The sequence below is a fragment of the Tenacibaculum sp. ZH5_bin.1 genome (assembly GCF_042865525.1).
In the GTDB taxonomy this organism is placed as follows: domain Bacteria; phylum Bacteroidota; class Bacteroidia; order Flavobacteriales; family Flavobacteriaceae; genus Polaribacter; species Polaribacter mesophilus.
The window spans coordinates 261,285-287,041 of record NZ_JBEGIO010000001.1; the positions used below are offsets into that span (position 1 = coordinate 261,285).

General features: G+C 32.4%; 23 protein-coding genes. 12 read left to right on the forward strand and 11 right to left on the reverse strand.

From position 1 onward, the window contains the following. Window positions 1-24: 24 nt before the first annotated feature. The 3 genes from ABHQ57_RS01185 to panC form a co-directional block, all read right to left on the reverse strand. Window positions 25-975 carry a lysylphosphatidylglycerol synthase transmembrane domain-containing protein gene (locus ABHQ57_RS01185; RefSeq protein WP_231128361.1) on the reverse strand — a complete coding sequence of 317 codons (951 nt, stop codon included), beginning with the start codon at window positions 973-975 and terminating at the stop codon, window positions 25-27. Window position 976: 1 nt separating this feature from the next. After that, a complete protein-coding gene (gene panD / locus ABHQ57_RS01190) occupies window positions 977-1,327 on the reverse strand; it encodes an aspartate 1-decarboxylase (RefSeq protein ID WP_028891458.1) in 351 nt (116 codons plus the stop codon). 88 nt (window positions 1,328-1,415) lie between these two features. Then, window positions 1,416-2,264, reverse strand: a complete 849-nt coding sequence (gene panC / locus ABHQ57_RS01195) for a pantoate--beta-alanine ligase (RefSeq protein ID WP_239178420.1) — start codon at window positions 2,262-2,264, stop codon at window positions 1,416-1,418. Between the two features lie 96 nt (window positions 2,265-2,360). On the opposite strand from panC, the gene ABHQ57_RS01200 reads away from it, so the two are divergent. Genes ABHQ57_RS01200 through glmS form a run of 3 tightly spaced genes read left to right on the forward strand, consistent with a single transcriptional unit; the run spans window position 2,361 to window position 6,594 of the window. Then, window positions 2,361-3,176, forward strand: a complete 816-nt coding sequence (locus ABHQ57_RS01200) for a glycogen/starch synthase (protein ID WP_159488958.1) — start codon at window positions 2,361-2,363, stop codon at window positions 3,174-3,176. After that, on the forward strand, window positions 3,176-4,732 hold the full coding sequence (locus ABHQ57_RS01205; protein WP_167712513.1) for a DUF4270 family protein: 1,557 nt from the start codon (window positions 3,176-3,178) through the stop codon (window positions 4,730-4,732). The genes ABHQ57_RS01200 and ABHQ57_RS01205 overlap by 1 nt, the downstream gene beginning before the upstream one ends. Before the next feature lie 5 nt (window positions 4,733-4,737). Then, window positions 4,738-6,594 (forward strand): glutamine--fructose-6-phosphate transaminase (isomerizing), encoded by a 1,857-nt coding sequence (glmS, locus tag ABHQ57_RS01210; RefSeq protein WP_167712514.1) that lies wholly within the window; start codon window positions 4,738-4,740, stop codon window positions 6,592-6,594. A gap of 50 nt (window positions 6,595-6,644) precedes the next feature. On the opposite strand, the gene ABHQ57_RS01215 is transcribed toward glmS, so the two are convergent. Beyond that, window positions 6,645-7,604 (reverse strand): endonuclease/exonuclease/phosphatase family protein, encoded by a 960-nt coding sequence (locus tag ABHQ57_RS01215; protein ID WP_047788215.1) that lies wholly within the window; start codon window positions 7,602-7,604, stop codon window positions 6,645-6,647. Between the two features lie 335 nt (window positions 7,605-7,939). Between ABHQ57_RS01215 and ABHQ57_RS01220 the strand changes: the two genes are divergently transcribed. Further along, complete coding sequence (locus tag ABHQ57_RS01220; protein ID WP_125064411.1) at window positions 7,940-8,272, forward strand: hypothetical protein; 333 nt, start codon at window positions 7,940-7,942, stop codon at window positions 8,270-8,272. Between the two features lie 77 nt (window positions 8,273-8,349). Here the strand turns inward: ABHQ57_RS01220 and gdhA are convergent, their stop codons facing one another. Continuing rightward, complete coding sequence (gene gdhA / locus ABHQ57_RS01225; RefSeq protein WP_389861984.1) at window positions 8,350-9,693, reverse strand: NADP-specific glutamate dehydrogenase; 1,344 nt, start codon at window positions 9,691-9,693, stop codon at window positions 8,350-8,352. Between the two features lie 191 nt (window positions 9,694-9,884). Here gdhA and pheS point away from each other — a divergent pair, with 191 nt between their 5' ends. From pheS to ABHQ57_RS01240, 3 genes are all read left to right on the forward strand, one after another. Next, the gene (gene pheS, locus ABHQ57_RS01230) at window positions 9,885-10,904 is read left to right on the forward strand and encodes a phenylalanine--tRNA ligase subunit alpha (RefSeq protein WP_073182468.1); all 1,020 of its coding nucleotides are present in this window, start codon (window positions 9,885-9,887) and stop codon (window positions 10,902-10,904) included. A gap of 72 nt (window positions 10,905-10,976) precedes the next feature. Continuing rightward, the gene (locus tag ABHQ57_RS01235) at window positions 10,977-11,372 is read left to right on the forward strand and encodes a hypothetical protein (RefSeq protein WP_073182467.1); all 396 of its coding nucleotides are present in this window, start codon (window positions 10,977-10,979) and stop codon (window positions 11,370-11,372) included. Window positions 11,373-11,461: 89 nt separating this feature from the next. Then, window positions 11,462-12,832: a sodium:alanine symporter family protein gene (locus ABHQ57_RS01240; protein WP_167712515.1), complete on the forward strand. Its 1,371-nt coding sequence runs from the start codon at window positions 11,462-11,464 to the stop codon at window positions 12,830-12,832. On the opposite strand, the gene ABHQ57_RS01245 is transcribed toward ABHQ57_RS01240, so the two are convergent. Continuing rightward, the gene (locus ABHQ57_RS01245) at window positions 12,822-13,166 is read right to left on the reverse strand and encodes a HopJ type III effector protein (protein ID WP_167712516.1); all 345 of its coding nucleotides are present in this window, start codon (window positions 13,164-13,166) and stop codon (window positions 12,822-12,824) included. The genes ABHQ57_RS01240 and ABHQ57_RS01245 overlap by 11 nt on opposite strands. Window positions 13,167-13,348: 182 nt before the next feature. Here ABHQ57_RS01245 and aspS point away from each other — a divergent pair, with 182 nt between their 5' ends. Both aspS and ABHQ57_RS01255 read left to right on the forward strand, forming a co-directional pair. Next, window positions 13,349-15,103, forward strand: a complete 1,755-nt coding sequence (gene aspS / locus ABHQ57_RS01250; protein ID WP_167712517.1) for an aspartate--tRNA ligase — start codon at window positions 13,349-13,351, stop codon at window positions 15,101-15,103. Between the two features lie 192 nt (window positions 15,104-15,295). Further along, the gene (locus ABHQ57_RS01255) at window positions 15,296-17,068 is read left to right on the forward strand and encodes a chloride channel protein (RefSeq protein WP_073182464.1); all 1,773 of its coding nucleotides are present in this window, start codon (window positions 15,296-15,298) and stop codon (window positions 17,066-17,068) included. On the opposite strand, the gene glpQ is transcribed toward ABHQ57_RS01255, so the two are convergent. The 3 genes from glpQ to ABHQ57_RS01270 all read right to left on the reverse strand — a co-directional run bounded on the left by glpQ (window position 17,058) and on the right by ABHQ57_RS01270 (window position 20,666). Further along, window positions 17,058-17,963 carry a glycerophosphodiester phosphodiesterase gene (gene glpQ, locus ABHQ57_RS01260; RefSeq protein WP_231128362.1) on the reverse strand — a complete coding sequence of 302 codons (906 nt, stop codon included), beginning with the start codon at window positions 17,961-17,963 and terminating at the stop codon, window positions 17,058-17,060. The two genes, ABHQ57_RS01255 and glpQ, sit on opposite strands and share 11 nt — an antisense overlap. 75 nt (window positions 17,964-18,038) lie before the next feature. Continuing rightward, on the reverse strand, window positions 18,039-19,532 hold the full coding sequence (locus tag ABHQ57_RS01265) for a YfcC family protein (protein WP_167712519.1): 1,494 nt from the start codon (window positions 19,530-19,532) through the stop codon (window positions 18,039-18,041). 108 nt (window positions 19,533-19,640) lie between these two features. Continuing rightward, window positions 19,641-20,666, reverse strand: coding sequence for a zinc metalloprotease (locus tag ABHQ57_RS01270; protein ID WP_047788205.1), 1,026 nt, complete (start codon window positions 20,664-20,666; stop codon window positions 19,641-19,643). A gap of 408 nt (window positions 20,667-21,074) precedes the next feature. Here ABHQ57_RS01270 and ABHQ57_RS01275 point away from each other — a divergent pair, with 408 nt between their 5' ends. After that, window positions 21,075-21,776 (forward strand): Bax inhibitor-1 family protein, encoded by a 702-nt coding sequence (locus ABHQ57_RS01275; protein ID WP_082118594.1) that lies wholly within the window; start codon window positions 21,075-21,077, stop codon window positions 21,774-21,776. Window positions 21,777-21,845: 69 nt separating this feature from the next. On the opposite strand, the gene ABHQ57_RS01280 is transcribed toward ABHQ57_RS01275, so the two are convergent. Continuing rightward, window positions 21,846-23,057 carry an aminotransferase class V-fold PLP-dependent enzyme gene (locus tag ABHQ57_RS01280; RefSeq protein WP_167712520.1) on the reverse strand — a complete coding sequence of 404 codons (1,212 nt, stop codon included), beginning with the start codon at window positions 23,055-23,057 and terminating at the stop codon, window positions 21,846-21,848. A 92-nt stretch (window positions 23,058-23,149) separates the two neighbouring features. On the opposite strand from ABHQ57_RS01280, the gene ABHQ57_RS01285 reads away from it, so the two are divergent. Both ABHQ57_RS01285 and ABHQ57_RS01290 read left to right on the forward strand, forming a co-directional pair. Then, on the forward strand, window positions 23,150-24,475 hold the full coding sequence (locus ABHQ57_RS01285) for a serine hydrolase (protein ID WP_167712521.1): 1,326 nt from the start codon (window positions 23,150-23,152) through the stop codon (window positions 24,473-24,475). 3 nt (window positions 24,476-24,478) lie between these two features. Continuing rightward, window positions 24,479-24,820 (forward strand): SdpI family protein, encoded by a 342-nt coding sequence (locus ABHQ57_RS01290; protein ID WP_167712522.1) that lies wholly within the window; start codon window positions 24,479-24,481, stop codon window positions 24,818-24,820. 104 nt (window positions 24,821-24,924) lie between these two features. Here ABHQ57_RS01290 and ABHQ57_RS01295 read toward each other — a convergent pair whose 3' ends face one another. Then, on the reverse strand, window positions 24,925-25,602 hold the full coding sequence (locus ABHQ57_RS01295; RefSeq protein ID WP_073182457.1) for an SCO family protein: 678 nt from the start codon (window positions 25,600-25,602) through the stop codon (window positions 24,925-24,927). Window positions 25,603-25,757: the final 155 nt, after the last annotated feature.

Genomic DNA, 25,757 nt, shown 5'->3' on the forward strand with positions numbered 1-25,757 from the left:
GATTTACTTACAAAGAAAAGAAAACTATTTGTTTTTATTATAGATGGGTAAGAACAAAAATGCTAACCCTCCAAAGACAATAATCATAGCCGTTTGAGCTGTCCACATAATCCAACCAAAGGCTGTTGCAGGTTCTTCAGCAATTCCAAATAAAGCCAAAGCTCCAGCTACGGCAACAGGATACAATCCTATCCCTCCATTAGTCGCCGCAATCGCAAATCCACCAGCGATAAACCCGATTAAAACACCTCCTAACGGAACCTGTAATCCATCAATTGCTGGAATGGTTGCCCAAAACATTAACACATACATTACCCAAATAAATACGGTATGAAATATGAATGCCCATTTATGTTGCATTTTCAAAATACTGGTTACTCCCTCAATTAATCCTGCTACAAAATTTTTGATTTTTAGTCCAATTCCTGATTGCGCTTTTTTTACAAACCTTGTAAAAATCATAAACACTAAAACCAAGCCACCAATAAGAACTCCTATTTTAATTGGATCAAAATTTTTAGTCAGTAATTCATAAATAAAATCAAATTGTACAAAAAGTGTAATTACTATAATACTCAACATCATTAGTAAATCTGCCATTCGTTCGGCAACGATAGTACCAAAACCTTTTTCAAACGGAATGTTTTCATAATTAGTCATTACAGCTGCACGAGACACTTCTCCTGCTCTTGGGACTGCATAGTTTACTAAATACGCTACTAAAACCGCCATAGTACTATTGCCAAAATCTGGTTTATACCCCATAGGCTCCAATAAGAACTTCCAACGATAAGCACGAGATAAGTGACTTAACACCCCAAAAAACAGTCCTAAAGCTATCCATCCGTAATTAGCATCTTTAAAATATTGTACTAAGGTTTCAATTGAAATTTTTGACAATGAATACCAAACTAAAAAACCTCCCAAAATGAGAGGTAATAGTATTTTTGTGATTTTCTTTACTGATATACTCAAACTATTCTAGCAAGTTGTTTTCTTCGTTAGGAAATACTAATTGTGGTTTAAACTTTTTGGCTTCTTCTAACTCCATAAAAGCATATACAATTAAGATAAGTACATCTCCTTTTTGAACCCTACGAGCTGCAGCTCCATTCAAAGTAATTTCACCACTCTTTCTTGGTCCTGGAATTGCATAGGTTTCTAAACGCTCTCCATTATTGTTATTCACAATCTGTACACGTTCTCCTTCAATAATTCCAGCAGCATCCATTAAATCTTCATCAATGGTGATACTTCCTATATAATTTAAATCCGCGTTGGTTACTTTAACACGGTGTATTTTAGATTTTACTACTTGTACTAACATGCTGCAAAAATAATTGTTTTTTAATGAATACTAGATTGTTTTTTGATGATTTTAACATTATTACAAAGCTCATTCTTAAGCTCAAACATTAACTCTTTAAACGAATATTATCTATCAAGCGAATGTCTCCAGCAAAAACAGCTATAAACGCACGATACTTCATATTTTCTTTAGTCTCTGTTACCGTTTGCAATGTTTTTTCATCTGCAATGGTAAAATATTCTAATTCAAGTAACGGATGATTTTTAAATTGTTTTTTCACCCATTTTGTTAACTCTTTTGGATCTTTTACTCCAAATTTCTTTTTTGCTTTTTTTAATGTTTTATAAATAAATGGTGCAGCTTCACGGTATTCTTTTGTTAATCTCGTATTTCGAGAACTCATAGCCAACCCATCATCTTCTCTAAAAATTGGTCTTCCTTTAATTTTTACTGGTAAGTTATATTTTTCTACTAACTTTTTAATAATTTGCAATTGCTGAAAATCTTTTTTACCAAAATAAGCAGTATCTGGTTCTACTATTTCAAATAACGTTTTTACTATTGTTCCAACACCATCAAAATGACCATCTCTAAACCTCCCTTCCATTTGATGTTCTAGCCCATCAAAATCAAACTTTTCTGATGTAATATTTTCGGCATATATTTCTTCTACTGAAGGAAAGAACAACACATCACAATTAGCAGACGTTAACAACTCCACATCACTTTCATAAGTCTTGGGATATTTATCTAAATCTTCTTTATTATCAAACTGTGTAGGATTTACAAAAACACTAACTACTGCAATATCATTCTTCTTTTTTGCTCTTCTAATAAGCGATAAATGCCCTTGATGAAGAGCCCCCATAGTTGGAACAAACCCGATTGATTTTTTATCCTTTTTTTGAGATGATAAAAACTCTTTTATTTCAGATTTTCTTGTGAAAATTTTCATTGTTATTTAATTGAAATGCATGCAAAATTAGCAATTTAACACGATTTTTGCATTAATTTTCGTATTTTTGCACCTTCAATAAAAGAGACCGATTTAATGAAGGATAAGAGAATTTTATATGTTTCATCAGAGGTAACACCATATTTACCAGAAACAGAATTATCGTCTACCGCATTTAACGTTGCTAAAAATGCACATTCTAAAGGAATTCAAACCCGTATTTTCATGCCTCGATTTGGGGTGATTAATGAGCGAAGGCATCAGTTACACGAAGTTATTCGTCTATCGGGTATGAACCTAATTATTAACGACATGGATATGCCTTTAATAATTAAGGTTGCATCCATTCCTAAAGAAAGGATGCAAGTATACTTTATTGACAATGATGAATATTTTAAGCGTAAAGCAGTTTATTCTGACGAAGACGATAAGCTTTTTGAAGATAACGATGAGCGTATGATTTTCTTCGCTAAAGGTGTAGTTGAAACCGTTAAAAAATTAAACTGGGCTCCTGACATTATTCATGTTCATGGATGGATGGCATCTTTATTACCTCTATATTTAAGAGAATATTATAAAGAAGAACCTTTGTTTGCAGAAAGTAAGATTGTAACTTCGCTTTACAATAGCGACATTGAAGATTTAAATAAAGAAATGGCTAATAAAGTTCGTTTTGATAAGATTGAGGAATCAAAGGTAGCAACTATCGAAACACCGAGTCATTTAAACATTTTGAAAAGTGCTATTGAAAACTCAGATGCTATCATAAAAGGCAGTGAAGTTTTACCGGAGGAAGTTGAAACCTATATTAATGACAATAATGTAAAAGTTTTAGATTTTCAATCGGAAGAAACCTTAACTGAAGCATATTTAGAATTTTATAAAGAGAACGTTTTAGAATTAAGCGAATAATGATTAGAAAAATTGGTGTACTTGGTATTAGCTTGCTATGTTTAGCAACTATTACATCTTGTGAAAAAGACTTTAGTGAAGTTGGGACAAATGTTATTAATAATGACAAGTTTGAAACAGGAGAAATTCTATTGGATGTTAAAATAACTCCAATAGACACAAAAAATGTACAAGCTGATAATATTAACGCTACTATTAGTGATTATTGGCTAGGAGTGTATAACAATCCTAATGCTGAAAAAATTGAAGCATCAATCATTTCTCAATTTGGTTATTTATCTGGTTTAAAAAACAAAGAAAATGTTACCGATGGTGATACCATATTTAATTTAGATAAAGTAATTTTAAAAATTCCGTACCAAGCAACATCTAAGGGTACTACAAATGGTATTACTACTTTTAAATTAGATTCGGTATTAGGTAACCCAAATATTGCTACTTCTATACAAGTATTTCAAAATGAAACCTATTTAAATACACTAAACCCAAGTGACCCTTCTAAAAGAAACACTTTTTTTTCTGATAGTGAATACTTAGGTAATACTATTTTAAATGAAGATGGAGTTTATGAAATGAAACCTAAAGCTACAGACACTACATTCATTTTTGATAGAATTGACAGGTCTTCTTCATTAACAAACACAACCACTTATAAATACACCGTTAAAGCAGAAAACTCACAAAAGCTTAAAGTTCCATTTTTAGCAATTCCTTTAGATTTAGCAAAAATGAAAACTTTATTCTGGGATAAATTTGAAAATGGAGAATTTGCTTCAAAAGAGGCTTTTGATAATTACTTCAGGGGTTTAAAAATTATGGCTACTGGAAACGATGGTTCTTTAGTCCCTCTGAATCTCGCAGCTTCTCCGACTCCTTCAGTAGATTTTTACTACACTAAATCAGTAGTAGATGGAACTACAGTAAAAGACACTATACAAAAAGAATATTCCTTCCCCCTTGCAGGAGTAAGAAACAGTATTTATAAAATGACTCCTGCTGCAAATCCTGCTCCCACTAACAACTTTGTTATTCAAGGAACAGCAGGAAGTATGGCAAAAGTTGAAATTTTAGACGATACAAAAGTTCAAGAGTTAAAAAGTAATAACTGGCTAATCAACGATGCCTCACTTACTTTTTATATAAATCAAACAATTAACAATGATGCCAATGTTATTCCTCAGCAATTATTCTTATATCAAAATAAGAAAAACGAGACAAATGGAATTTCTCCAACACAGCTGACAGACTCATATGTTGATCCAGCTTCATTTAGCGGAGTTTTAAAGAAAACTGACGACAATACTCCTGAAAAATATACGTTTAGAATTACCGATTACATTTCTAAATTACTATCAGCTGAAGAAAACACAACTACTGATCCTTTAGTTTTAAAAGTATACAATCCTACAGATGCCCCTGTAGTTAATAATGTTTTAACAACCTCTGTTAAATCCTATAACTGGAACCCAAGGGCTGTAACATTATTAGATGGTAATGAGACTACTAACGGAACTAAAAGAGCTGTTTTAAAAATATCATATTCAAAAGAAAAGTAAGTTGTATGTGTGGAATTACTGGATATATTGGACATAGAGAAGCTTATCCAATTGTAATTAATGGATTAAAACGTTTGGAATATAGAGGTTATGATAGTGCGGGAATCATGATGTATGATGGTGAAACAATGCACTTATCAAAAACCAAAGGAAAAGTTTCTGATTTAGAAATAATTACAAACAAAGAAGAAAAAAGAAAAAATGGAAAAATAGGCATAGGACATACTCGTTGGGCAACACATGGCGTTCCTAATCATGTAAATTCTCATCCTCATTTTTCTCAATCTGGAAATCTTGTAATTGTTCATAATGGAATTATAGAAAATTATGATACCATTAAAAAAGAATTGCTTTCTAGAGGCTATGAATTTAAAAGTGATACCGATACTGAGGTTTTAGTAAACCTTATTGAAGAAATAAAAAAAAGCGAGGAATGTAAATTAGGAAAAGCTGTTCAATTAGCTTTAACCAATGTAATTGGAGCTTATGCAATTGCTGTTTTTGACAAAACAAAACCTAATGAATTAGTCGTAGCTCGATTAGGTAGCCCTATTGCTATTGGGGTTGGAAAAAACAACGAAGAGTTTTTCGTAGCTTCTGATGCTTCTCCTTTTATTGAATATACAAAAGATGCTATTTACCTTGAAGATGGTGAATTAGCTATTATAAAAAAGGATAAAGGGATTAAAGTTCGTAAAATTGAGAGTGATAAAGAAATTGATGCGAATATTCAAAAACTACAATTAAGTCTTGAACAGATAGAAAAAGGTGGTTATGATCACTTTATGTTGAAAGAAATATATGAACAACCTAAAGCTATTATAGATACTTATAGAGGAAGAATGCTAGCCAATGAGGGAATTATACGAATGGCTGGTGTTGATGATAATATGTCTAAATTCTTAAACGCAGACAGAATTATCGTTGTAGCTTGTGGTACTTCTTGGCATGCAGGGTTGGTTGGAGAATATCTTTTTGAAGATATGGCACGTATTCCTGTTGAAGTTGAATATGCCTCAGAGTTTAGATATCGTAATCCTATTATTACCCCAAAAGATGTAGTAATTGCCATTTCTCAGTCTGGTGAAACAGCTGATACTTTAGCTGCTATTAAACTTGCTAAATCTAAAGGAGCTTTTGTTTTTGGTATTTGTAACGTAGTAGGCTCTTCAATTGCTAGGGAAACACATGCTGGTGCTTATACGCATGCTGGTCCAGAAATTGGAGTAGCTTCAACTAAAGCATTCACAACACAGATAACAGTACTTTCTCTAATTGCTTTAAAACTAGCACAAGCTAAAGGAACTTTATCAACATCTGCAGTGAATACTTATTTACAAACGATGCAACAAATTCCTACTCAGGTAGAAAGTTTATTGAAAATTGATTCCCAAGTTAAAGAAATAGCAGCCGTATATAAAGACGCTAAAAACTGTTTATATTTAGGTAGAGGGTTTAACTTTCCTGTTGCTTTAGAAGGGGCTTTAAAACTAAAAGAAATCTCTTACATTCATGCTGAAGGGTATCCTGCTGCTGAAATGAAACACGGACCGATTGCCTTAATTGATGAAAACATGCCTGTTTTTGTCATTGCAACAAGTAGAGGACATTACGAAAAAGTAGTAAGTAATATTCAAGAAATTAAGTCTCGTAGCGGTAAAATAGTAGCAATTGTTACGGAAGGTGATGAAACAGTTAAGGAAATAGCTGACCATGTAATTGAAATACCAGATACAGAAGAAGCTTTTTCTCCTTTATTAACTACAATACCACTCCAGTTACTTTCATACCATATAGCAGTAATGTTGGATAAAAATGTTGACCAACCAAGAAACTTAGCAAAATCGGTTACTGTAGAGTAACAATTCATTTTATTCAAAATACAAATCCTGAGAGTTTTCTCAGGATTTTTTTATCTATCTTTTTCTAGAGTAATATAAACAGGAAAATGATCTGAAAACCCGCCCTTATAAAAAGGTCCTATAAAAGTTCTAAACGGACTTCCTTCATATTTCCCATTGAATATTTTTAACCAATCTCTATTATAAATTTTTGCATCTAAAAATGTGTACTTACTTTTTTTCTCATCAAAAAAATCTCTAGAAAACATAATCTGATCAAATAAATGCCATTCTTTGAAATGAGTGGTTGTTCCTTTACCTCTTTTATATAAAGGCTTCATTGGGTTATACAAATCATCTGACATCAAATACTCTTCAACACTTTTATTTACGGGGTTATCATTAAAATCTCCCATAATAATAAACTTTGCAGTACTTTCTTCTTCTTTAATCTTATCCATAACACTTCGAGTCAATTGGGCTGCTTTTATCCTATTATTTTCAGTTTCTGACACCCCTTCTCTACGTGAAGGCCAATGGTTAACTAAAACGTATACTATTTCATCATTAAGCATCCCTTTAACCACTAATAAATCACGCGTATAATCTACCCCACCTTCTTCATCGTTTAATAAAAGTGAATGCGTTTCTGAAAATATAACCTTAAAAAAGTCTTTGTTATACATCAAAGCAACATCAATACCTCTTTCGTCTGGTGAATCGTAATGAACATAATCATAATTAAATCTTGACAGGTTTTTGTGCTTTACTAAATCGTTTACAACAATGGCATTTTCAACCTCAACCAATCCTATAATAACAGGTGGATATGCTGATTGGTTATTTCCTAACTGACTAATAACAGATGTTATTTTTCTAAGTTTATGACCATACTTTTTTCTATTCCATCTTAGTTTACCATTTGGTGTAAAATCATCATCAAAAGTATTTGGATTATCTACAGTATCGAATAAATTTTCAACATTATAAAAAGCAATTGTATATCTATTTTTTCTCTTATTTGCTGTCATTTAAAAAAATTATCATTCGAAAATACAAAAATCAAGCAAGCTTTATAACATAAAGCTAACCTTAAGTATTTAGGTATTCGATAAATTTTAAAAAACAATCTTATATATTTTAATAAAAATCACTAAACTGTTTAAAATTCATCAAAAAAGAAACTTAAAAAAAGAAATATATTCAATATTAATTATTTGTAAAACAGTTATAAGGCGCTTATTTATTTTACTTTAAAACAATATTTTATTAATTACCAACATCCAATTAAAAACCTCATTTACAATACTTTTACAGTGTTAAATTTTAACAAACAAACTTAAAACAAACCCTAAAACTCTAAAAAATGAAAAAGTTATTTGTATTAATGTTCGTCACTCTAATGAGTACTTCAGTTTTTTCAACAAACGAAAATCCTGCAAAAGAGAAAATTAGAACAAAAATCGTTGAACTATTAGGTAACCCTAACTTTGTTCTAGATAAAGAAGTAAAAACTACCGTAGAATTTTTAATAAACAAAAACGGAGAAATAGTTATTTTGAATGTTAACTGTGATACTGAACAAGTTTGTCACTATGTAAAAAGCAGATTAAATTATAAGTTTATAAATAATGAATTTAAGTTAAAAAACCATATTTATAAAATGCCTTTAACTATACAGAAAAGTAGTAGTAAGTAATTACTTACCGATTATCCCCTAATAAAAAAGCCTCATAGAAATATTTCTATGAGGCTTTAATGTTATTATCTATAAAATTATACCGCTCCTTGATCCAACATTGCATCAGCAACCTTAACAAAACCAGCAATATTTGCTCCTTTTACATAATCAACATACCCACCTTCTTGTGTACCATATTTTACACAAGCTTCGTGAATATTATTCATAATAGAATGTAACTTGCTATCTACTTCTTCACGAGTCCAAGACAAACGTAAAGAGTTTTGAGACATTTCTAATCCAGATGTTGCTACACCTCCTGCATTTGAAGCTTTACCTGGTGCAAATAAGATTTTTGCATTTTGGAATACTTCAATAGCTTCTGGAGTAGATGGCATGTTTGCTCCTTCTGCAACACAAATACATCCATTATCAACTAATACTTTTGCTTCATCTCCATTTAACTCATTTTGAGTTGCACATGGCAAAGCCACATCACACTTAGTTCCCCAAGGTCTTTCACCTTTGAAGAATTTTGCTGATGGGTATTTTTCTACGTATTCATGGATTCTTCCACGTTTTACATTCTTTAACTCTTGTACAAAAGCTAATTTTTCAGCATCAATACCATCTTCATCATAGATATAACCTGATGAATCAGATATAGTAACCACTTTAGCTCCTAATTGAGTTGCTTTTTCAGTAGCATATTGTGCTACGTTACCAGAACCAGAAACAACTACAGTTTTACCCTCGAAAGAATCTCCTTTGGTTTTTAACATGTTTTCTGCAAAGTAAACATCACCATAACCTGTAGCTTCAGGACGGATTAATGAACCTCCCCAAGAAGCTCCTTTACCAGTTAATACTCCGGTAAATTCGTTACGTAAACGCTTGTATTGACCAAACATGTAACCAATTTCACGACCTCCAACACCAATATCTCCAGCAGGAACATCAGTATCAGGACCAATATGACGTGCTAACTCTGTCATAAATGATTGACAAAAAGCCATTACTTCACGGTCAGACTTTCCTTTAGGGTTAAAGTCAGATCCTCCTTTACCACCACCCATTGGTAAGGTTGTTAATGAGTTTTTGAAAACTTGCTCAAATCCTAAAAATTTTAAGATTGATAAGTTTACTGAAGGATGAAAACGTAACCCTCCTTTATAAGGACCAATTGCTGAGTTAAACTCAACTCTATATCCTCTGTTTACTTGAGTTTCTCCGTTATCATCAACCCAAGGCACTCTAAACATAATAGTACGTTCAGGTTCAACCATACGCTCTAGTAATTTCTTACCCTGATATTTTGGATTATTTTCTATAAACGGAATTACTGTTTCTGCTACTTCATGTACAGCTTGCAAAAACTCTGGTTCGTATGCATTACGTTCTTTTACGTAATCCATAAATGCTTGTATGTTAGATTCCATAAACTTAGTTGTTGTTCTGTTATTTTATAATATTAACAATTTTACTATGCAAATATAATTATTTTACTATTCGTTAATTTCTATTTTACCGTTTATTTCCCTTATTTTATTGGTGTTTATGCAAACCCTATTAAAAGTCCTTTTTTTTAGACAAAAAAACGTAAATTTGCACCTTAACTTTTGGAAAGATTATGTTAGACAAGGTAAAAGAATTGATTGAAGAGGTAAAAGCTTTTAATACCACTTCAAAAGAAGAAATTGAAACATTTAGAATTAAATATTTAGGAAGTAAAGGAATTTTAAAAGATTTATTTACTGAATTTAAAAATGTACCTAACGACCAAAAGAAAGAATTTGGGCAAACCATAAATTTACTTAAAACTTCAGCTGAAGATAAAGTAAATTCTTTAAAAGAGGCTATTGAGAATGCTGTTGAGGAAAAAGGTGTTTATGGTGATTTAACGCGTCCATCTGAACCAATCAACTTAGGTTCTCGACACCCGATTTCTTTAGTAAAGAATCAAATTATAGAAGTATTTAACCGTATTGGTTTTACTGTTTCTGAAGGACCAGAAATTGAAGATGATTGGCACAACTTTACTGCTTTAAATTTACCAGAATATCACCCGGCACGTGATATGCAAGATACTTTCTTTATTGAAAAGAATCCTGACACATTACTAAGAACACATACCTCATCAGTTCAGGTGCGTTATATGGAAAACAACGAACCTCCAATTCGTACCATTTCTCCAGGACGTGTGTTTAGAAACGAAGATATTTCAGCACGTGCACACTGTATTTTCCACCAAGTAGAAGGGTTATATATAGATACTGACGTTTCTTTTGCCGATTTAAAACAAACCTTATTATACTTTACCAAAGAAATGTTTGGTAAATCTAAAATACGTTTACGTCCGTCGTACTTCCCATTTACTGAGCCAAGTGCAGAAGTAGACATTTACTGGGGATTAGAAACTGAAACCGATTACAGAATTACCAAGGGAACTGGTTGGTTAGAAATTATGGGATGCGGTATGGTAGATCCTAATGTTTTAAAGAACTGTAATATCGACCCTACAAAATATAGTGGTTATGCTTTCGGAATGGGTATTGAACGTATTGCAATGTTGTTATACCAGATTCCAGATATTCGTATGTTCTATGAAAATGACAAACGTTTCTTAGAACAATTTAAATCTGTAATTTAATTTTAAAGATAAATTCAAAAAATAAAAGACGAAAGCGTTAAACTTTCGTCTTTCCGTTTTAAAAAGTTTTCAATGAGAAAAGATATTGAAATCCCTAAAGTAACAGGTGTAGAAATCGCAGTAGTTTTAGAAACTAATGAAATTGATGGTAAAGAGGATTGGAATGTATACATTCTAAACAGAAAAGATGTTGATTTAGAAATGGTCGTAATTGTTTCACAAGGATTTTCAGATACTAAAACTACTTCTATTTTCAGAAGAAAAATAGATACTCTTCCTGCAAATAGTTATCAAAAGTTTGAATTAATGCAACCTGAATTGTTCGATTTAGACAACCGTTTTCAGGTAACATTTTTTGAAGACAACAGACTACATGATAAAACTTTTATTTTTCAAGCAGAAACCATTCAAAAAGGCTTTTTAAGAGACATTGAATTCTTAGGAAAAAAAGGAATTGTTTGTAAATAAAAATTCACAAAAGAACGATAGTTGTTAAATCACAGCTATCGTTCTTTTTTTACTATCACTTTTTAGTACTTTCGTAAAAATCCTATTTCATGTTTTTAAACATTCAAGACTCAGTTGCTCAATTTTCTTCTTGGGTATGGGGAATTCCCTTACTAATTTTATTAATTGGTGGTGGATTATACCTTTTTATCTATTCAGGGTTAATTCCGTTCAGGTACATTGGTCATGCTATTGCTATTTTAAGAGGAAAATATGACAAAGTAGACTCTCCTGGAGATTTATCACATTACGAAGCCTTATCATCTGCTATTGCAGCTACGGTAGGAATGGGAAATATTAGTGGTGTTGCCATTGCCATTGCAACAGGTGGTCCGGGTGCTATTTTTTGGATGTGGATTAGTGCTTTTGTAGGTATGGCTACCAAATTTTTCACCTGTAGCTTATCAGTAATGTATCGCGGAAAAGATGAAAACGGAAACGTAAAAGGAGGTCCTATGTATGTAATTACTGAGGGTTTAGGAAAAAAATGGAAACCTTTAGCACTATTCTTCTCAGCAGCTGGATTGATAGGTACACTACCTGCATTTCAGGCCAACCAACTAACACAAACATTAGTAGATGTTTTTCAAATACAAGAATCCAGCCATTTTACAGCTAAATTACTATTAGGTATTTCTACTGCTATTATAGTGGCCATGGTTATTTTTGGTGGAATTAAACGAATTGGTAGTGTTGCAGGAAAATTAGTTCCCATAATGGTTGTTATTTATTTACTTACTGTTTTAACCATTTTATTTTTGCGATTAGAACAAGTTCCATCTATTTTTTCTTTAATTTTTGAGGATGCTTTTTCAGGAAAATCTGTTTTAGGTGGTGCTTTAGGGGTTTTGATAATCACTGGAGTAAAACGTGCTGCTTTTTCTAACGAAGCTGGCTTAGGTACTGCACCTATGATGCATGGGACTGCAAAAACCAAAGAACCAATCCGTGAAGGATTAGTCGCTATGCTGGGGCCTGCTATTGACACCTTGTTAGTTTGTTCTTTAACTGCATTAGCCATTTTAGCCTCAGGAGTTTGGGAAAACTTTGAAGGTAATGGAATTTCTATGACACTGGCTGCATTTGATGCGGTACTTCCTTACAAGATTGGAAGTATTATTTTAACCATTTGTGTATTAATATTTGCTTTCTCAACACTGTTCACCTACTCTTTTTATGGATTGAGTTGTTTAAGCTTTTTAACTAACACCAAGATTGGAAAATCATACAATTATATTTACATCATTACTATTGTAATTGCTTCTATTATAAAATTAGACTTTGTTATTAACCTAATTGACAGTGCTTATGCTTTAATGGCAATTCCTACTGTGCTTTCAACACTAATTTTAGCGCCAAAAGTAAAGAGAGAAGCTGCTAAGTATTTTCAGAAGTTAAAAAGAGGAGCTTTTAATGTTTAGCCAAGGGCTCTCCTTCAAAAAGTAAGCCTTCAAAACCTGTTTTTATAAAGTTTCTAATATTTTGATGATCTGTTCCTTCTGGATTATTTAAAACATCTTCAAAATAATACTTTCCAAAACACGCTAAGGTTTCCTTTTTACTAAATCCCTGCTGTATAGCAAACGAAAATACTTTACACGAACCTTGATTTTTTTCAGCTTCGTTGTATAAACTTCCATTTTTAAAGGCAGTAGGAGTGAAACTATACAGACTTTCAATTACCGAAATAGTGTCAGAAAACTCAACTTTTTTTGGTGTATTTTGTATGGTTTGTTTAAATACGTCTAATGTCATTTGAAAAAGGTTTTTATACTGCAAAACAAATGATTTAAAGTCATAAAAACTAAGTCGTGGTAATTTTTTACAAACTAACATTTATAGTTAAATTTGCACAGCAAAAATTTCTAGATTCCGAAACAAGTTCGGAATGACAAATTTGTAAGAAATCTCGCTATGCGAGAATAAAATTTTTAAAAATGTACAGAACGCATACTTGTGGTGAGTTAAGAGCATCGCACATTAATACTGAAGTTACCCTTTCTGGATGGGTACAAAAATCACGTGATAAGGGTTTTATGATTTGGGTAGATTTACGTGACCGTTACGGAATTACACAGTTAATCTTCGACGAGGAACGCACTTCTAAAGACTTAATGGAGAAGGCAAAAACTTTAGGGCGTGAGTTTGTAGTACAAGTTACTGGAAAAGTTATTGAGCGTCAATCTAAAAACGCAAATATTCCAACAGGTGATGTAGAGGTTTTAGTATCTAGTTTAGAAATTTTAAACGAAGCTAAATTACCACCTTTTACAATAGAAGATGAAACGGATGGAGGTGAAGATTTACGTATGAAATATCGTTATTTAGATATTCGTCGTAACCCAGTTAAAAACAGCTTAGTTTTCCGTCATAAAGTATCGATGGAAGTTCGTAAATATTTATCTGACAAAGGATTTATTGATGTGGAAACTCCATATTTAATCAAATCCACTCCAGAAGGAGCACGAGATTTCTTAGTACCTTCTCGTATGAATGCTGGTCAGTTTTATGCCTTACCACAATCACCACAAACCTTTAAACAGTTGTTAATGGTAGGTGGTATGGATAAATACTTCCAAATTGTAAAGTGTTTTAGAGATGAAGATTTACGTGCCGACCGTCAACCAGAGTTTACACAGATAGACTGCGAAATGGCGTTTGTTGAGCAAGAAGATATTTTAGAGATTTTTGAAGGAATGACGCGTCATTTATTAAAAGAAATCAACGGAGTTGAAGTAGACAAATTCCCAAGAATTACGTTTGATGAAGCCATGCGTAAATATGGTAACGACAAGCCAGATATTCGTTTCGGAATGGAGTTTGGTGAGTTAAACGAAGTAGCACAGCACAAAGATTTCAAAGTATTTAATTCAGCAGAATTAGTAGTAGGAATTGCTGTACCAGGAGGAGCTTCATACACTCGTAAAGAAATTGATAAATTAATCGATTGGGTAAAGCGTCCGCAAGTAGGAGCTTTAGGAATGGTATATGTGAAATGTAACGAAGATGGAAGCTTTAAATCATCGGTAGACAAGTTCTACGACCAAGAAGATTTAGCAAAATGGGCTGAAGCTACTGGAGCTAAAGCAGGAGATTTAATTTGTGTTCTTTCAGGAAATACTAACAAAGTTCGCGCGCAATTAAGTGCTTTACGTATGGAAATGGCAGAACGCTTAGGTTTACGTAAACCTGATGAGTTTGCTCCGTTATGGGTAATCGATTTCCCATTACTAGAATTAGATGAAGAAACAGGGCATTACCACGCAATGCACCATCCATTTACTTCTCCAAAACCAGGTCAGTTAGCATTATTAGATACTGATCCAGGAGCTGTAAAAGCAAATGCTTACGATTTAGTGTTAAACGGAAACGAAATTGGTGGAGGTTCTATTAGAATTCATGATAAAGAAACACAAGCTATCATGTTTAAGCATTTAGGATTTACCGAAGAAGAGGCAAAAGCTCAGTTTGGATTCTTAATGGATGCTTTTGAATACGGAGCACCACCTCACGGAGGTTTAGCTTTCGGTTTAGATCGTTTGGTAGCTATTTTAGGAGGTCAAGAAACCATTCGTGATTTTATTGCTTTCCCTAAAAACAATTCAGGACGCGATGTAATGATTGATGCTCCTGCAACTATAGACGATGAGCAATTACAAGAATTGAGCATTAAACTAGATATCAAAGGGTAGTCTACCTTGTTACAAAACAAGAGGGTTACCACATCGAATACAATTTACTTCGTAATAACCAATAAAAAATCCCGTTCTAGAATTAGAATGGGATTTTTCTTTTTTATAAAAACCTACAACTTTTCTTAATAAATTATATCTTTAATTATTCATATTTAGCTTTTCAAAAATTAACTAAGCATCTAGAACACAATGCCTACATCTAAAGAAGCTTATAAAAAAATATTAATTTGGAGATACAAACATATCTCTGAACGACAGTTTGTATATGTTTTAAGCATTTTAGTAGGGTTTTTAGCGGGTATTGGTACCTTAATTCTTAAGAACCTTACTTTTTACTTCCATCGTATTTTAGAAGATGGACTTATTAAAGATTATCATCATTCATTATACTTTATTTTTCCTATCATCGGGTTATTTTTAGTGTATTACATTAAAAAATATCTAATTAGAAAAGATATTGATCATGGTATTTCTACTACTTTACAATCTATTTCTAAAAAGAATGGAATTATTGAACGTTATAAAATTTATGCTTCATTAATTACCGCTCCTATAACTGTAGGTTTTGGAGGTTCTGTAGGGCTACAAGGCCCTGCTGTAAGTACTGGTGCTGCCTTAGGCTCTGGTGTTGCTAGGCTTTTTCATATGAATATGAGAACTCGTATGCTGCTAATTGGTTGTGCTACCGCTGGTGCGATGTCTTCAATGTTCAAAGCTCCTATTGCTGCTATCATTTTTGCAGTGGAAATTTTTAGTTTGGATCTTGCTTTTGCATCTTTAGTTCCTTTATTATTAGCATCGGTTTCAGCGGTGATTACTTCTTATTTCTTTTTAGGAAAAGATGTATTATTTAGTGTACAACTACAAGATGCTTTTGAAATTAACGATCTTATCTTTTACATAGCCTTGGCTATTTTTACAGGGTTTTCTTCTGTATATTTTTCTAAAATCTATTTTAGAATTATTAATTTTTTCAAAAAATACACTCCTTTTAAACGATTAGTATTTGGTGGAATTGCAATTGGTATAATGCTGTTTTTAATTCCTCCTTTATTTGGTGAAGGTTATGGAATTATCAACAATTTATTGTCTGAAAATGCCAGTGCCGCTCTTAAGAATATTCATTACAACATTGATTTTAATAATGTTTGGATGGTTATTATTTTTCTGTTAATTATTGGTGTTTTTAAAGTAATTGCCATGACTACTACTTTTGCTGCTGGCGGAGTTGGTGGTATTTTTATTCCTACACTTGTTATGGGAAGTGCTTTGGGAAATGTTACTGCTAAAATTATCAATCAATTCGGGTTTGATGTCTCAGAAACTAACTTCACATTGATTGGTATGACGGGCTTAATGGCTGGTGTTTTACACGCACCTTTAACGGCTATTTTCTTAATTGCTGAAATAACTGGAGGTTATGATTTATTTGTTCCATTAATGCTTGTTTCTGCTGTTTCCTATGCTATTACCAAGTATTTTGTATCAAATTCTATTTACACAATTGAACTAGCAGAACGTGGCGAGTTAATTACGCATAACAAAGATAAAAATGTGATGATGATGATGAAAACGAGTCAAATTATTGAAAAAAACTTTGTAAAAATTCATCCTGAAATGAGTCTTGGAGATATGCTAAAAAAAGCAGTTGCCAAATCAAAACGTAATATTTTTCCTGTGGTTGATAATGAAGATAAGTTTATGGGGATTGTTTTATTAGATGATATCCGCCCTATGATGTTTAATCAAGAATTATATGAAACTACGAAGGTAAGAGATATTATGAAAATTGCTCCGGCAATTATTTTTTATAATGACACCACTGAAAAAGTCATGCAAAAATTTAAAGAAAGTGGCGCATGGAATTTACCCGTGGTAAAAAACAGAGTGTACATTGGTTTTATTTCTAAATCAAAACTACTTTCAGTATATAGAAAAAAATTGTTAGAGGTTACTGTGTAGCTAAAAACTGACCCATTTTATCTGGAAAATCGGTAAAACCGCCATCAACATTTGCTTCAAAAAACAGTACTTGCATCATTTCTTCAAAAGAAGAAAACTCACCCAATTGATCTGCTCTAAAAGTATATGGATGTACTTGTAATCCTAGTTTATGAGCATCTTTAACTAGTGTTGTAAACTGCCACTTCTCTCCTACTTTTTTATCTAAAATTTGCTTGTACCAAGGTCCCAACCCGTCTGCATACGATGCGAAATGTGCTAATTCTTTGGTTTCTTCAGGGAACTCAATTAATTGTACTAAGAATAATTCGGACTTCAATTCTTTTCGAATTCTTTCCAATTCTTTCGCATCAAAACATTGAAACATACATTTATCGTTTGTTGTTTTGTAGCCATAGCTTGAAAGGATATCCAACGAAATTTTAGCAATATCTTTTCCATTCTTATGATGAAATGCTGGGTTTTTAATTTCTGGATAAATTCCGATATTTTTTCCTGTGGAAGCATTTAATCCTTGAATTAGCTCTATTTCCTCTTGTAAAGAGTGTAATTTAAAGTTACCTCTCCCCTTCGGAAATCGATTCGGGTACACTTGTTCTCCTGTTTTCGGATTAAAACGTTCTGTTACATTTAGTTTTTGTAATTCTCCAAACGTAAAATCAATTACATAAAAACGTTCATCTTCTCGTTTTTTTTCTGGATATTTTTCAGCAACATCTGTAACATCATCCAAATAAATATCATGAATAACAATTGGAATGTTATCTTTACTCAATACTAAATCTTGTTCTATATAATCAGGATTCATTGCGTATGCCATGGCTTTGGCTTCCATCGTGTGTTCTGGTAAGTATCCTGAGGCTCCTCGATGAGCGATTACAACTTTCTCTTTCATATTGGTCAGTTTAGTTTCTGGCTTGCATCCGAAGAAAAATATCAAGAAAAACAGCGCATAAATTTGTTTCATTATTTACAAGTATACTTGGGCGGTTAAAACTAGCATTGTAAAAATTGTTAAGATAATTACTAACGGAATTACAAACTTTAACCATTTATCATATCCTACTTTCACAATGGCTAAAGATGCCAAAATTAAGCCTGTTGGGTTGATAAAAGCAAACAAACCCATACCATATTGATAGGTATTTACAATAACTTCTCTACCAACACCAACTGTATCTGCCAACGGAGACATGATGGGCATCGTTAATACTGCCATTCCTGATGAACTTGGAATAAAAAATGATAGTCCTGAATAAATGAATAACATTACATTGGTAAAAATTCCTTTAGACATTCCTGTAGTAAACTCGCTTGCGTGTTGTAAAATAGTGTCGCTTATTAAACCTTGTTCCATTAATACGGAAACTCCTCGTGCAATACCGATAATAAAAGCAACTCCTAATAAATCTCCAGCTCCTTTAATAAACGTGTTTACAAAGTTTTCTTCTTTCATCTTAGCTAGAAAACCTATTAAAATAGCACCTATTAAAAACACCACGGTCATTTCTTCAAACCACCATCCTAAACGAGATACTCCATAAATCATAATTACAAAACACATGGTAAAAATGGTTAATATAATTCGTAGTCTACCTGTTAAGCTATGTGTACTTGATGTTGAGCTGCCAAAAAGACTTTCAATCATTTCTTTTTGATCGTAAATAATGGATTTTGTTGGATCTTTTTGAACTTTGTTTGCATAACGTAAAATATAAATTACACAAATGATAATTCCTCCAATTAGCATTAACAACCTCCCTGTAAAGCCAGTAGTCCAATTAATTCCTGCTGCATCTGAAGCAATAATAACACTAAACGGGTTTACCGTTGAACACATTGTACCTATAGACGACCCAATATACACACAAGCTAAAGCTACTATAGCATCGTATTTTGCTGCTAAAAATATGGGAATTAGTATTGGATAAAAGGCAATGGTTTCTTCTGCCAACCCAAAAGTTGTACCTCCTACAGCTATTAAGGTTGTTACCACAAATATAAGCCAGTACTCTTTTCCTTTCAATGTTTTTGCTAACCAAGCTATTCCAGCATCAAAAGCACCTGTGAAATTCATTATTCCTATAATTCCTCCTAAAATCAGGACAAATAAAATAATATCTGACGATTGAATGATTCCTTTTATTGGCGATTTAAAAAAGTCTAAAAAACCCTGTGGTTTTGGGGCTAGCTGAGTATACGTTCCTGGTACACTGATTGGTTTTGCGATATCACCGTTGATAAACTTTTCTAATGGAATTTTAATTCCTAAGCTTTCTAATGTTTCTTGACTTGCCTGTATTGTTTTCTCTTCCTCTAAGTGTAAATACGTAAATGAATTATTGTTTTTCTGATACTGTAACGTGTCAAACTTACCTGCTGGTACAAACCATGTTAAAATAGCTACCAACCCAGCAATTAATAATAAGATAGTATGCGGAGTTGGGAATTTAATGTTTTTCAAAATAAAAAGTTATTATTTATCCGCATAAAAGTAAAAAAAACCAAGAGATGTACATCTCTTGGTTTTAAAATAATTATTGAGAACGTCTTAAAAAAAGACTTATTAAACTTATATCATAGAAGACCTCGCTCCTCCTGAAGCAAATAAAGCTCTCATTCTGTTACGCTGACCATCAGTAAACATATACATACAAGCATCGTTTGTATAATCCATATAGTTCATTGTCATATCAGCAGATTTACAGCTAACATCTGGATACGTTGGACATCCGTAGTTTGAGGCATCAGAAGATGGAGTATCAGCTACGAAATCGTCTTGACGACATCTTCCGTCTCCCCAAATGTGACGTAAATTTAAGTAATGACCAACCTCATGGGTTGCAGTTCTACCCATATTATATGGAGCAGAAGACCCTCCTGGTAAAGTTCCTGCTAATAACACTACACCATCTGTAGATAAAGAACCTCCTGGAAATTGAGCATATCCTAAGATACCTCCTCCTATTTCACATACCCAAACATTTAAGTGTGTTTCTGGTGTAATTGGAGGATAAGCAGCCTTAACAGCATCGTTAGTTCCCCAAGATGACCTAGAGTCATCATGCCTAAAAGTGCCTGCTAATGTAAACTGGATTCCTGTATCAGTTGCATCGTTGATAAAATCCGAAGCCCCTGAAGGAAGTTGATTTGTATTTGGATTACTAAAGTCGTCATTCAATACATTCATTTGTGCTTGAATTTGAGAATTTGTAACACTATTAGAGTTTGGTAAAACAATATGTACATATACAGGAATATTAATAGTTCCTAAACCATCTTCTATTGGAGCTACATCTACATCTCCTCCAGTACTTCCTCCCCCTGGTTTACCTTTCTTTGTTGTTATTTTTCTTGTAGCATACTCAATATCATACATTTTTTTGTATAACCCTGGGTTTTCTTTTACCTGCCTGTTTAAAACTCTCATTGAGTGGCATTGTTCTGACCCTCCTCTATGAGAAACTTCTTCTGTTTCTACATAAAAGTCACTCATATCAATTGATTCTTGAGGGTCTAAAGCTTCGTCTTTAGAGTTTTCCTGACATCCTACTAAAAATGAGGCTGCTACAGCTAGTGTTAAAAAAATTCTTTTCATGTTGTGAATAATTAAAAAATTAGTTATTGATAAAACTGCCCATAAGGCAATAAACTTGTTAAAAAACTCAAAAAAAAGGTATCATCAATTAAATTGTTAAATACCTGTAAATTTGATAGTTATTTGAAGGATTTTTTAACGATATGCAATATATGATTTTTTTTAAACGCTAAATAAAAGTTAAAAAAAAGTTAATTTATTAGGTTTTATCACTTGGGAACACCCTTATCCTAACAATCTTAGAATGTTAAAATTTAACAAAAACAATAAAAAAACGTCAATTTTAAACAATAAAAATTTTAAATACGACATTTTTAACACACTCAAATTGTATTTTCTACAACATGGAAAGATAAATTTAAAATCACCTAAAAAACATATCTTTACATCGTATTTAAAAAATTAATTATGGAAAACTCATTTGAACCAAAAGTGCTTGTTGCACAAGTATCAGAAACTGACAGAATTGCTTTTTATAAAAAAACCTATGCGCACGTTGCTGGTGGCGTATTATTGTTTGTTTTGTTTGAATATTTATTTTTACAAAGTGCTACGATTGTAGAATTTGCCTTATCAATGACCCAAGGTTATAAATGGTTATTGTTACTGGGTGGTTTTATGTTAATTACAAACTATGCAGAAAGTACTGCCTTAAAAACTTCTGACAAAAACTTACAATACTTAGCATATTCAGGGTATATCTTTGCTGAAGCATTTATTTTTATCCCTTTAATTTACATTGCTATTTCTTATACCAATAACTTTGATGTTATAAAACAAGCAGGAATTGTTACGTTAGCATTGTTTGTTGGAATTTCATCAATCGTTTTTATTACTAAAAAGGATTTTTCTTTTATTAGAGCTGGATTATCTGTTGGATTCTTTATCGCTATCGGATTAATTATCGCTGGTGCTTTATTCGGATTTAATTTAGGCTTGTGGTTTTCTGTTGGAATGTGTGTGTTAGCTGCTGGTTCTATTTTATACCAAACATCTAACTTAGTTCACAAGTTTTCTACGGATGATTACATTCCTGCAGCATTAGGCTTATTTGCTTCTTTAATGCTATTATTCTGGTATGTATTACAAATATTTATGTCAAGAGATTAGTAAAAAAACTATTATAAACTAAAAAAGCCTCCAAATGGAGGCTTTTTTATATTCTTATGCTAAATTCTTCTAACTTAACATCATTTTCGCTTTCTTAACTGCGTTTACCAATACATCAACTTCTTCTTTCGTATTATAAAAAGAAAAAGAAGCTCTCACTGTTCCTGGAATACAATAAAAATCCATAATAGGTTGTGCACAATGGTGACCTGTACGAACAGCAACTCCTAACTTATCTAAAATAGCTCCAACATCATACGGGTGAATTCCTTCTAAATTAAAAGATATTACTGATGTTTTGTTAGTTGTTCCGTAGATTTTTAACCCATCTATTTTTTCTAATTCTTGGGTTGCGTACGATAACAGTTCGTTTTCTTGTTTCTCTATGTTAGAAAAACCAACTGAATTCATATAATCAACAGCAATTCCAAAAGCAATACCTCCGCAAATATTAGGTGTTCCTGCTTCAAACTTATGAGGTAACCCTGCATAGGTTGTTTTTTCAAAAGTTACGGTTTCAATCATTTCTCCTCCTCCTTGGTATGGTGGTAATAACTGCAATAGCTCTTCTTTACCATACAACATTCCAACACCTGTTGGTCCGCACATTTTATGAGCTGAAGCTACATAAAAATCAGCATCTAATGCTTGTACATCTGGTTTTATATGCGGTACTGCTTGTGCTCCATCAATCAATACATAAGCTCCAAATTTGTGTGCAGCATGAATAATTTCTTTTATTGGATTAATTGTTCCTAATGCATTAGATACATGATTACAAAAAACTAATTTTGTTTTTGGGTTCAACAATTCATGGTATATATCCATGCGTAAAGAACCATCTTCATCCATCGGAATTACTTTTAAAATAGCTCCTGTTTTTTCACATAACATTTGCCAAGGCACAATGTTAGAATGATGCTCTAAAGCTGAAACAATTATTTCATCTCCTTCTTGTAAAATAGACGCGAAACCAGATGCTACAATATTAACCCCATGTGTTGTTCCTGAAGTTAAAATAATTTCATACGAATGCTTCGCATTGAAATGTTTTTGAATCTTAATTCTGGCTTCCTCATACTTATCAGTTGCTTCCTGACTTAATGTATGTACACCTCTATGAATATTTGCATTGTAATTAGAGTAATAATCTACAATAGTGTCAATTACTACCTGTGGTGTTTGTGAAGTTGCTCCGTTATCTAAATACACTAATTTTTTTCCATGTACTTCTCTTTGTAAAATAGGAAAATCAGCGCGAATTTTATCTATACTAAACATATAAAATATCAAATTTAGTACAAAGGTAGGGCTTGCGTTTTAAATACAAACATCAAACAATTAAATTCTTACATTTGCTAGAAACCCATTCCATGAAAAATTTAAAAAGAATTCTTTTACTCGTTTTAATTGCTTTAACAATTGCTGTTTTTTACAACTATCCGAAGTTAAATATTTTGGCAGGATACTCCGCCAAAAATACCGCTTCTTCAGTATTTCTAGCAGAAAGAAGTTTAGCTTTTACCGATGCTAATGACAATAATTTTTCTCCCATAAATATTACTTCTGATAAAATTAATACAGAAGAAAAATCAGCTACTGGTTCTGTATATGGATTGCTAAAAAGAAAAGCTGTATACAGAAAAGGTCTTGGTGCTGTTTTAGTTACAGATGATTTTGATGTTACCAAACCTCAACTTACTCCAAAACGTTCAAAACCTGATAATATCACTCCTTTTCCTTATGGAAATGCAGATCATAAAGACACTATTTTTGCTAACATTGATTATACAAAACTAAACGAAACTATTGATACTATTTTTAATGATAGAAATCAAACACGCTCGGTAGTAGTGGTATATAAAGACAAGATTATTTTTGAAAAATATGATACTGGTTTTACCAAAGAATCGAAGCAGTTGGGTTGGTCTATGACCAAAAGTATTACAGGTACTTTGTTTGGAATTTTAAAATGTCAAGGAAAAATTGATGTTCAAGAAAACAGCTTATTTTCTGAGTGGGAAAACGACAATCGTAAAAACATTACGATTCATAATTTACTACAAATGAATTCTGGTTTGGAATGGAATGAAGACTATAACACTATTTCAGACGTTACAAAAATGTTGTTTTTAGAAAAAGACATGACCAAGGTACAGGTAAGCAAACCATTGGTAGGAAAACCAAACGAAACTTGGAATTATTCTTCTGGAACGTCTAATTTGTTATCGGGTATTTTACGAACAAAATTCAACACACACCAAGAGTATCTTGATTTTTGGTATAGTGGTTTGATTGATAAAATAGGCATGAACTCAATGATTGTTGAAACGGATATGAGTAACCACTTTGTAGGCTCTTCATACGCCTGGGCAACGGCAAGAGATTGGGCTAAACTTGGTTTGTTATACTTACATAACGGAGAGTGGAACGGAGAACATTTGTTTGATAAAGACTGGGTAAACTACGCTACAACGCCTACTCCAACTTCTGATGGTTGGTATGGGGCACAAATTTGGTTAAATGCTGGTGGGCGTTATCCTGATGCTCCAAAAAATATGTTTTCTTTTAACGGATATAAAGGTCAAAATGTATTTATTTTGCCTAGTCAAGATTTGGTTGTAGTTCGTACAGGACTTACCAAAAACGCAGACGTAAATACCTTGTTAAAAGGAATTATAAATTCTATTAAAAATTAAACCATGAATCCATTTTATTATGTGCTTTCTATAAACGGATTGCTTTTTTTATTCAGTATTGTTTTTCATTTTTTTCCACCTAAAAAAATCAATGCTATTTATGGGTATCGTACTAATAAAACTATGAAAAATGATACTATTTGGCAATTTGCTAATACTTTTTTCACCAAAGAGTTTATGAAGTATTCAGCAATTTCGTTAGTTGCTGCTTTGGTTTTAGCCTTTATATCAAAAGAATTAACATGGCAACCTATGGCAATTATGTTATTATCATTAGCCGTATCGGTTGTTAAAACCGAACAAGAAATAAATAAGAACTTTGATGGGGATGGAAATAGGAAGTAAAACTCATCAAGACGTTTTAACCAAAAGACCTTGATGTTTTTGTAAAAACATCAAGGTCTTTTTTTCAACTCATATGTGTCTTTTGTAGAAACCTCCTCTACAAATTACTTTTTATACTCTTCTTTAAGCAGTGTAATATCATCAATAATTTTCTGCATATTTTCTTTTTTAGTTCCATCATACGAACCTCTTATGCGTCCTTCTTTATCAATTAACACAAAATTCTCTGTGTGAACCCAATCACTTTCTCCGCCATCACCTTCATCCAATACAGCAAAATAGTGTTTACGTGCTAAGTTGTAAATATGTTTCTTCTTTCCTGTAGTTACATTCCATTTTCCATCAATCACCCCTTTTTCAGTAGCGTACTTTCGTAATTGTGGAACGCTATCCATTACTGGAGTCACGGAGTGTGATAAAAACATGATGTCATCATCATTTTTATAATGCTCTTGCAACTCACTCATATTATACGCCATCGCAATACAAATAGTTTGACAACGGGTAAAAAAGAAATCGGCTATATAAATCTTTCCTTTATAATCAGCATTCGTAATCGTATCTCCATTCTGGTTAATTAAGGAAAACTCACCTACTCTATGGTTTTTTGTTCTGTTTCTTACAGAACTATCCACCAATTTAGGGTTAATATCAGCAGGGTTATAAATAGGCAGTTTGTTATCAACTTTTACCAAATGATAAAAAACAGGAACTCCAATAGCACAAAAAACTAAAATAAAAATTAAGGTGCTTTTTGATTTTTTAAAGAATTTAATATCCACAGTACTAAAATTTTCTACAAAAATACGACTAAAAACAGCGTTTATAAACCACTATCCTAAAAACTTTGTTAAAACCAAAGGCTAACTTACGTGCAAACTTTTACAACTGTTGTTAAAAACGTACATTTGTCAGATTTTAAATTTAGACGAACACC

Coding starts and splice junctions, on each gene's coding strand:
- panC (WP_239178420.1), bottom strand. CDS start 2,264: ATGAAAATTTTCACAAGAAAATCTGAAATAAAAGAGTTTTTATCATCT.
- ABHQ57_RS01200 (WP_159488958.1), top strand. CDS start 2,361: ATGAAGGATAAGAGAATTTTATATGTTTCATCAGAGGTAACACCATAT.
- ABHQ57_RS01220 (WP_125064411.1), top strand. CDS start 7,940: ATGAAAAAGTTATTTGTATTAATGTTCGTCACTCTAATGAGTACTTCA.
- ABHQ57_RS01255 (WP_073182464.1), top strand. CDS start 15,296: ATGCCTACATCTAAAGAAGCTTATAAAAAAATATTAATTTGGAGATAC.
- glmS (WP_167712514.1), top strand. CDS start 4,738: ATGTGTGGAATTACTGGATATATTGGACATAGAGAAGCTTATCCAATT.
- ABHQ57_RS01205 (WP_167712513.1), top strand. CDS start 3,176: ATGATTAGAAAAATTGGTGTACTTGGTATTAGCTTGCTATGTTTAGCA.
- ABHQ57_RS01270 (WP_047788205.1), bottom strand. CDS start 20,666: ATGAAAAGAATTTTTTTAACACTAGCTGTAGCAGCCTCATTTTTAGTA.
- ABHQ57_RS01285 (WP_167712521.1), top strand. CDS start 23,150: ATGAAAAATTTAAAAAGAATTCTTTTACTCGTTTTAATTGCTTTAACA.
- ABHQ57_RS01280 (WP_167712520.1), bottom strand. CDS start 23,057: ATGTTTAGTATAGATAAAATTCGCGCTGATTTTCCTATTTTACAAAGA.
- ABHQ57_RS01290 (WP_167712522.1), top strand. CDS start 24,479: ATGAATCCATTTTATTATGTGCTTTCTATAAACGGATTGCTTTTTTTA.
- ABHQ57_RS01245 (WP_167712516.1), bottom strand. CDS start 13,166: ATGACATTAGACGTATTTAAACAAACCATACAAAATACACCAAAAAAA.
- ABHQ57_RS01215 (WP_047788215.1), bottom strand. CDS start 7,604: ATGACAGCAAATAAGAGAAAAAATAGATATACAATTGCTTTTTATAAT.
- ABHQ57_RS01275 (WP_082118594.1), top strand. CDS start 21,075: ATGGAAAACTCATTTGAACCAAAAGTGCTTGTTGCACAAGTATCAGAA.
- pheS (WP_073182468.1), top strand. CDS start 9,885: ATGTTAGACAAGGTAAAAGAATTGATTGAAGAGGTAAAAGCTTTTAAT.
- gdhA (WP_389861984.1), bottom strand. CDS start 9,693: ATGGAATCTAACATACAAGCATTTATGGATTACGTAAAAGAACGTAAT.
- panD (WP_028891458.1), bottom strand. CDS start 1,327: ATGTTAGTACAAGTAGTAAAATCTAAAATACACCGTGTTAAAGTAACC.
- aspS (WP_167712517.1), top strand. CDS start 13,349: ATGTACAGAACGCATACTTGTGGTGAGTTAAGAGCATCGCACATTAAT.
- glpQ (WP_231128362.1), bottom strand. CDS start 17,963: ATGAAAGAGAAAGTTGTAATCGCTCATCGAGGAGCCTCAGGATACTTA.
- ABHQ57_RS01240 (WP_167712515.1), top strand. CDS start 11,462: ATGTTTTTAAACATTCAAGACTCAGTTGCTCAATTTTCTTCTTGGGTA.
- ABHQ57_RS01235 (WP_073182467.1), top strand. CDS start 10,977: ATGAGAAAAGATATTGAAATCCCTAAAGTAACAGGTGTAGAAATCGCA.